The 7,778-nt window shown below is 72.0% G+C and carries 9 protein-coding genes; all 9 read right to left on the bottom strand.

What is annotated here, in order from left to right; all coding sequences use genetic code 11:
- Positions 1–128, bottom strand: a 128-nt coding sequence (gene secG / locus AC08OP_RS16760; protein WP_476615055.1) for a preprotein translocase subunit SecG, incomplete at its 3' end; no start/stop codon positions are given.
- Positions 129–338, bottom strand: coding sequence for an oligopeptide/dipeptide ABC transporter ATP-binding protein (locus AC08OP_RS16755; RefSeq protein WP_476615054.1), 210 nt, complete (start codon positions 336–338; stop codon positions 129–131). It lies immediately after the preceding gene.
- A gap of 59 nt (positions 339–397) precedes the next feature.
- Positions 398–1,306 (bottom strand): triose-phosphate isomerase, encoded by a 909-nt coding sequence (gene tpiA / locus AC08OP_RS16750; RefSeq protein WP_476615053.1) that lies wholly within the window; start codon positions 1,304–1,306, stop codon positions 398–400.
- Positions 1,307–1,339: 33 nt separating this feature from the next.
- Positions 1,340–2,542, bottom strand: coding sequence for a phosphoglycerate kinase (locus tag AC08OP_RS16745; RefSeq protein WP_476615052.1), 1,203 nt, complete (start codon positions 2,540–2,542; stop codon positions 1,340–1,342).
- 149 nt (positions 2,543–2,691) lie between these two features.
- Positions 2,692–3,699 (bottom strand): type I glyceraldehyde-3-phosphate dehydrogenase, encoded by a 1,008-nt coding sequence (gap, locus tag AC08OP_RS16740; protein ID WP_476615051.1) that lies wholly within the window; start codon positions 3,697–3,699, stop codon positions 2,692–2,694.
- A 447-nt stretch (positions 3,700–4,146) separates the two neighbouring features.
- On the bottom strand, positions 4,147–5,133 hold the full coding sequence (whiA, locus tag AC08OP_RS16735; protein WP_476591645.1) for a DNA-binding protein WhiA: 987 nt from the start codon (positions 5,131–5,133) through the stop codon (positions 4,147–4,149).
- Positions 5,134–5,138: 5 nt separating this feature from the next.
- Complete coding sequence (locus tag AC08OP_RS16730; protein ID WP_476615050.1) at positions 5,139–6,221, bottom strand: gluconeogenesis factor YvcK family protein; 1,083 nt, start codon at positions 6,219–6,221, stop codon at positions 5,139–5,141.
- A gap of 7 nt (positions 6,222–6,228) precedes the next feature.
- Positions 6,229–7,098, bottom strand: a complete 870-nt coding sequence (rapZ, locus tag AC08OP_RS16725; protein ID WP_462186159.1) for an RNase adapter RapZ — start codon at positions 7,096–7,098, stop codon at positions 6,229–6,231.
- On the bottom strand, positions 7,095–7,778 hold a 684-nt coding region (locus tag AC08OP_RS16720), incomplete at its 5' end, for a helix-hairpin-helix domain-containing protein (RefSeq protein WP_476615049.1). The genes rapZ and AC08OP_RS16720, both read right to left, overlap by 4 nt.

Below are 7,778 nucleotides of genomic sequence, written 5' to 3'. Positions count from 1 at the left end.
CCCAGCGACGAGGACACGCCGCCGCCGAACAGAGTGGACAGCCCGCCTCCCTTGGCCCGGTGCAACAGCACAAGCATGATCATCAGAATACTCGCGACAATCAGGGCGATCGACAGACCGATCGTCATCTAGACCAGCTCCCGCTCCTCGGGGAAGTGGCAGGCCGTCCGGTGCCCAGGCCGAACCTCCGACAAGGGCGGTTCCACTGTCCTACACACCTCCTCAGCCTTCCAGCAACGTGGGTGGAACCGGCACGCCTCGAGGGGATCGGGCGGGCCGGGCACGTCGCCACGCAACAGTATCCGCTCCCACCGACGGTGCTTCGCCTGGTCCGGCACCGGGACGGCCGGCGGCAGGGCGAGTACGCGGCAGGGCGATTATACGGACGCGTCCGCCGTCAGGCCGGCGGCCCGCTGCGCACGATGCCGACGAACTCCTCGGCGACCAGGCTCGCCCCGCCGACCAGCCCGCCGTCCACATCCGGCATGGTGAACAGCTCGCCGGCGTTCGCCGCCTTCACCGAGCCGCCATAGAGGACACGGGTCCCAGCGGCAATCTCATCGCCGTACTGTCTGGCCAGCTGGCCGCGGACCGCCGCGCACATGTCCTGGGCGTCCTGCGCGGAGGCGGTGCGGCCGGTGCCGATCGCCCACACCGGCTCGTAAGCGATGACGATCGTCGCGGCCTGCTCGGCGGTGATGCCGGCCAGCGACTGCTCGAGCTGACGCAGCACGTACTCAACATGGGTGCCGGCGGCCCGGATCTCCTCGGGCTCCCCCACGCACAGGATGGGGGTGAGCCCCACGGAGAAGGCCGCCTTCGCCTTGGCCGCCACCAGCGCGTCGTCCTCGTGGTGGTCGGCCCGGCGCTCGGAGTGCCCGACGACGACGTAGCCGCAGCCGAGCTTGGCCAGCATCGCCCCGCTGATATCACCGGTGTGCGCACCCGACGCGTACGGGGAGAGGTCCTGCCCCCCGTAGGCGATGGCGAGCTTGTCTCCGTCCACCAGGGTCTGCACGCTGCGCAGATCGGTGAACGGCGGGAGAACGACGACCTCGACGGTCTCCAGCTCGGCGGGCTTGAGATCGAAGGCGATCTTCTGCACCAGCGCGATCGCCTCGAGGTGATTGAGGTTCATCTTCCAGTTGCCGGCCACCAGCGCCCGTCGGCCGGTGCCCTTGACGCCGGCAGCGCCCTTCGCCGATCTGTCCTTGCCCACGCCGTCCTCGTCCTTCCCGGATCCCCTGTTCTTCCCGGATCCCCTGTCGGAACCTCGCTCAGATCTTCCCCGGCCCAGCAGTGCCATCAGCCGGCCCCGACGCCGGGCGTCCCGTGGAAGTCAGACATCGAGGGCCGCGAGCCCGGGCAGCGTCTTGCCCTCCAGGTATTCCAGGCTCGCGCCGCCGCCGGTCGAGATGTGGCTGAAGGCACCCTCCGGGATGCCGAGCGTGCGGACCGCCGCGGCGGAGTCTCCGCCACCCACGACGGAGAACCCCGTGCCGGCGGCGACCGCCGCGGCCACCCCCCGGGTGCCCGCGGCGAACGGCGCGAGCTCGAACACGCCCATCGGCCCGTTCCAGAAGACCGTAGCCGCTCCGGCCAGCCGCGCGGCGAACAGCTCCGTCGACGCCGGGCCGATGTCGAGCCCGAGCCAGCCGGCGGGGATGGCGCCGGCCGCGACGACGGCGGTGTCCGCGTCGGCGGCGAACCTGTCCGCGACGACGACGTCGGTCGGCAGCACGATCCGCTCCCCGCCCTCGGCGAGCAGCTCCTTGCACGTCTCGATCATCTCGGTCTCCAGCAGCGACCCGCCGACCCCGTGACCGAGCGCCGCCAGGAAGGTGAAGCACATCCCTCCGCCGACGAGCAACGCGTCGACCTTGGGCAGCAGCGCGCGGATCACGCCGAGCTTGTCGGACACCTTGGACCCGCCGAGCACGACACCGTAGGGACGCGCCGGGTCGCTGCTGAGCCGGCGGAGCACCTCCAGCTCGGTGAGCACGAGCCGGCCCGCGGCGTGCGGCAGCCGCTTCGGGACGTCGGCTACGCTGGCGTGGGCCCGGTGGACCGCGCCGAAGGCGTCCCCGACGTAGAACTCGGCGAGCGCCGACAGCTCGTCGGCGAAGGCCGCGCGGATCGCCGCGTCCTTGCTGGTCTCCCCGGCGGCGAAGCGCAGGTTCTCCAGCAGCGCCACCTCGCCGTCCCCGAGCCCGGCGACCACCTCGCGGGCATGCGCACCGGCGATGTCACCGCTGCCGTCGCCGGCGAACGCCACCGGCCGGCCCAGCAGCTCGGCGAGCCGACCCGCCACCGGCTCCAGGGAGTACTTCGGGTCCGGCTCGCCCTTCGGCCGGCCCAGGTGCGAGCTCACGACCACCCGGGCGCCCCGGTCCAGCAGTGCGGCGATGGTCGGGACGCTGGCGCGGACCCGGCCGTCGTCGGTGATGCGCGGGGTGTCACCGGAACGGTCCAACGGCACGTTCAGGTCGCTGCGGACCAGCACCCGGTGCCCGGCGACCTGCAGGTCGTCGATCGTCCTCACGCTTCGTTACTCCATCGGGGAGAGAAATTGTCGAGGAAGGGCCGGAGAGGATCCTCTCCGGGCGAGGATCCTCTCCGGCCCGGTCGGGAGGAACGGCCGGGGAGGACCGGCGCCACCCGACGGGTTTCGCCGGCCGGCGGCGTGCGGGCCTAGAGGCGCGCGGCCACCAGCGCGGTCAGGTCGACCAGCCGGTTGGAGTAGCCCCACTCATTGTCGTACCAGCCGACGATCTTCACCTGATTGCCGGCGGACATCGTCAGCAGCGAGTCGAACGTGCAGGACGCCGGGGTGTTGACGATGTCGGAGGAGACGATCGGGTCCTCGGTGTAGACAAGGTAGCCCTTCAGCGGGCCCTCCGCCGCCGCCTTGAACGCCGCGTTGACCTCTTCCTTGCTGGCCTTCTTGTCCAGGGTGGCCACCAGGTCGGTGACCGAGCCGTCGAGGACCGGCACCCGCATCGCCAGCCCGTCGAGCTTGCCCTTGAGGTGGGGCAGGACCAGCGCGGTGGCCTTCGCCGCACCCGTGGTGGTCGGGATGATGTTCTGCGCCGCCGCCCGCGCCCGCCGCAGGTCCGAGTGCGGGAAGTCCAGGATGACCTGGTCGTTGGTGTAGGCGTGGATGGTGGTCATCAGCCCCTGGCTGATGCCGAAGGCCTCGTCGAGCACCTTCGCCATCGGCGCGACGCAGTTCGTCGTGCAGGAAGCGTTGGACAGGATGTGGTGCCTGGCCGGGTCGTAGGCGTCGTCGTTCACGCCTATCACCACGGTGATGTCCTCGTCCTTGGCCGGCGCCGAGATGATGACCTTCTTGGCGCCTGCCTGCAGATGCTTGCCCGCGTCCGCCGCCTTGGTGAAGCGGCCGGTGGACTCGATGACAACGTCCACACCCAGATCGGCCCAGGGCAGCGCCGCCGGGTCGCGCTCGGCCAGCACCTTGATCATGGTGTCACCGACGCGGATACCCTCGTCGACGACACTGACCGCAGCAGGCAGCGTACCCAGCGTGGTGTCGTACTTGAGCAGATGCGCAAGAGTCTTGTTGTCGGTCAGGTCGTTGACCGCGACGATCTCGAGATCGTTCCGGTTGCTCGCCGCGAGCGCCCGCCAGAAGTTACGACCGATTCGCCCGAAGCCGTTGACACCCACCCGCGTAGCCACGTCCAGGACTCCCTACCGTCTTGTCTCGTCGTTTCGATAGTCACGCCGTCGTTCCGTCGCGACGTCGTCGTTCGGTTGTGACGTTCTCGTTCATGTGGCACTGTCGTTCATGTGGCGCTGTCAAGGCAGGAGCCTAACGAGTTTGCACATCATCGGCGGGAATCCGAACCGTGCGATGCTGGTCTCCTCACACGATGCGGGCACGCCCCACCCGGAAACTACATCCCATCACATCGCTGCTGCACCGCCGGTGCGCCTCCGCAGGGCCGGGGCCGGGCAGATTCCGTGGGCCCGCGCTGACGCCGGCCGAACCGGCCAGGCGGGCGCCCCACGGGCAGGCCCCACCCCGAAGAGCCCCGAAGAGCCATCCGATCCCGATGGTGCTACTGGGCCAGTATTCCACATTACAGGTATGAAATGTCTGGGTACGACCTGGGCCGCTGTTGCTCAGGCGTTCTCAAGGAGATCCGGGGAGACGCTCGCCTCGGTGTTGGGGATACCGAGCGCGTTGGCCCTCTTGTCGGCGAGCGCCAACAGTCGGCGGATCCGGCCGGCGACCGCATCCTTGGTCAGCGGCGGGTCCGCGAGCGCGCCCAGCTCCTCCAGGGAGGCCTGCGCGTGATCGAGGCGCAGCCGGCCGGCCGCCAGCAGGTGCTCCGGGGCGTCGTCGCCGAGGATGCGCATCGCGGCCTGCACCCGGGCGCCGGCGGCCACCGCGGCCCGGGCGGAGCGGCGCAGGTTGGCGTCGTCGAAGTTCGCCAGCCGGTTGGCCGTCGCCCGGACCTCCCGGCGCATCCGCCGTTCCTCCCAGGCGAGCAGGCTGTCATGCGCACCGATCCTGGTCAGCAGCGCGCCGATCGCGTCGCCGTCGCGGATGACGACACGGTCGACGCCGCGCACGTCCCGGCTCTTGGCCTGGACCCCCAGCCGGCGCGCCGCGCCGACCAGGGCGAGCGCGGCCTCCGGACCGGGCGAGGTCACCTCCAGCGAGCAGGACCGACCCGGCTCGGTCAGCGAACCGTGGGCGAGGAACGCGCCCCGCCAGGCCGCCGCGGCGTCACAGGCGGAGCCCGTGACCACCTGCGGCGGCAGCCCGCGCACCGGGCGGCCACGCTGGTCGAGCAGGCCGGTGGACCGCGCGAGCTGCTCGCCGTCCCGCTCGACGCGCACGATGTAGCGCACCGAGCGGCGCAGCCCACCGGCGGCCAGCACGGCCACCGTCGAGGGGAAGCCGAAGACCTCGGCGATCTCGCGACGCAACCGGCGGGCGGTCGCGCCGGTATCGAGTTCCGCCTCGACCACGATGCGACCACCGACGATGTGCAGCCCCCCACCGAAGCGCAGCAGGGCTGCCATCTCGGCCCGCCGGCAACAGGGCTTCGCGACCCGCAGCCGGCTCAGTTCGTCCTTGACGGTGGCCGTCATCGCCGCCACACCGATCACTCCTTGGCTTCACCGGATGGGGTCCGGCGGACCGGTCCGCCGGACGATGAGTACTGCGTGACCGGCCGCCGGGACGCGGGCGCCGGGCAGGTCGCCTCCGGGAGTCCCGCGAACACCGCGCGGAAGGCCGCGGCGAGCCGGACCGGGTCGTGCACGGGCGCGCCAGGGATCCGCACCGGCGCCAGATGGAGCCGGGCGCCGACGTCCGCCGCCGCCCGGGCGAGCAGGTCGGGGTCGGGCACGGCGGTCGGATCGGCGATCACCACGTCCAGCCGCAGGCCGGGAACGTGCCGGCCGAGGGAGTGGAGATGGGCCTGGGGGGTGTATCCCTCGGTCTCCCCCGGCTGGGCGGCCAGGTTCAACACCATCACCCGGTTCGCCCGGGACGTCGCAATCGCCCGGTTCATCCCAGGAACCAACAGATGCGGCAGCATGCTCGTGTAGTGCGATCCCGGCCCAAGGATGATCCAGTCGGCCGCGCCCGCCGCGGCCACCGCCTCCGGACAGGCCGGCGGTGCCGCCGGCGACAGCCGGACACCCACGACCCGTCCACCGGTCGTGGCCACCGCGGCCTGCCCGCGCACCTCGACCTCGGCGGTGGGCGCCCCCGGATCCAGCCCCACGACGTCGGCGACGATGTCGATGCCCCTGGTCGACAGCGGCAGCACCCGCCCCCGCAGGCCGAGGAGGGCGGCGGCCAGGTCGAGCGCGGCCACCGGTGATCCGGTGCGCTCGGCGAGCGCGGTGAGCACGAGGTTGCCGACCGCGTGCCCGGCGAGCGGCCCGTCGCCGCCGAACCGGTGCTGGAACACGCCCGCCCAGGTGGTCGACCATCCGTCTGGTCCGGCCAGCGCGGCCAGGGCCATTCGTAGATCGCCCATGGGCAGCGCACCGAGCTCCGCGCGCAGCCGCCCGGAGGATCCACCATCGTCACCGACGGTCACCACGGCGGTAAGCGCCGAGGTGATCTGCCGGAGCGCGGCGAGCGAGGCGGCGAGCCCGTGGCCGCCGCCGAAGGCGACGACCGCCGGTGCCCGGTCCGGACCGTCGGAGCGCGCGGCTACGCCATTGAGGTTCACGGATGGTTCACTCCCGTCCCAGGTCACGGTGCACCACCCGGACCCCCACGCCGCCCGCGGCGAGCCGGGTGCCGAGCTGCTCGGCGATCGCGACGCTACGGTGCTTGCCGCCGGTGCACCCGACGGCCAGCGTGAGATACCGCTTGCCCTCGCGGGCATAGCCCTCGCCGACCAGGCGGAGCAGCGCCGCGTACTGGTCGAGGAAGTCCTGCGCTCCCGGCTGGGCCAGCACATAGTCGCGCACCTGCGGATCGCGGCCGGTGAACGGGCGCAGCGCCTCCACCCAGTGCGGGTTGGGCAGGAACCGGCAGTCGGCGACGAGATCCGCATCCAGCGGAAGTCCGTACTTGTACCCGAACGACACCACCGTGGCGTTGAGCCGGTTGGCGTTCGGCTGCCCGAACGCGGCGTCGATCTTCGACCGCAGCTCATGGACGTTCAGGTCGGTGGTGTCGAGGACCAGGTCAGCCTCGCCGCGCAGCTCGGCGAGCAGAATCCGTTCCCGGCTGATGCCGTCGACCACCCGCTCGTCGCGCTGCAGCGGATGCGGGCGGCGGACGTGCTCGAACCGGCGGATCAGCGCATCGTCGCTGGCCTCGAGGAACAGCATCCGGGGATGCATGCCCCGCGCGTCGAGCGCCGCGATCGCGGCGCGCAGGTCAGAGAAGAACGGCCGGCCCCGCACGTCCACCACGACGGCGATGCGGCTGACCGTCCCACCAGAACGACGGCCCAGCTCAGCCATGGTGGACAGCAGCTCCGGGGGAAGGTTGTCGACGACGAACCAGCCCAGGTCCTCCAGGCACTTCGCCGCGGTGCTGCGCCCGGCGCCGGACAGCCCGGTGATGATCGCCAAATCCAGGGTCGGGGTGGTCATGAGACGGTCTCCGCGTCGAGGATCTCTCCGGTGCGCGGGTCGACGACGGGGGCGGGCGCGTCGGCGCGGCCCGGCGCCGACCGGGCCAGCGCGGTGACGATCGCCGCCGCCGTCCGCGGGCCGATGCCGGACACCTGCGCGATCTGCTCGGCGCTCGCCGCCCGTACCTTCGCCACCGAACCGAAGTAGCGCAGCAGGGCCTTGCGCCGGGTGTCACCCAGGCCGGGGACCTCGTCGAGGGCGGAGGCCACCATGGCCGTGGACCGCTTCTGCCGGTGGTAGGCGATGGCGAAGCGGTGCGCCTCGTCGCGTACCCGTTGCAGCAGGTAGAGCGCCTCGGACGTCCGCGGGAGGATGACCGGGTCCGCGGTGCCCGGCAGCCAGACCTCCTCCAGCCGCTTCGCCAGCCCGCACAGCGCCACCCCGCCGGGGCCGGCGTCGATGCCGAGCTCGTCGAGCGCCCGGGCCGCCGCGGCCACCTGGGGCGCCCCGCCGTCCACCACGACGAGGTTCGGCGGGTAGGCGAACCGGCGCGGCCGCCCGGTCCCCGGATCGATCGGCTGCGCGGCATCCGGCGCGTCGGCGATGTCGGCAAGCTCGCCGACGCGGGACCGCTCGGCGAGGTAGCGCGAGAACCTCCGGTGGATGGTCTCGTACATGCTCGCCACGTCGTCCCCGGC

This window comes from Frankia sp. CeRuru1 (assembly GCF_977966315.1).
The sequence above is the reverse complement of the archived record's forward strand: the minus strand, read 5'-3'. Positions and strand labels throughout refer to the sequence as shown.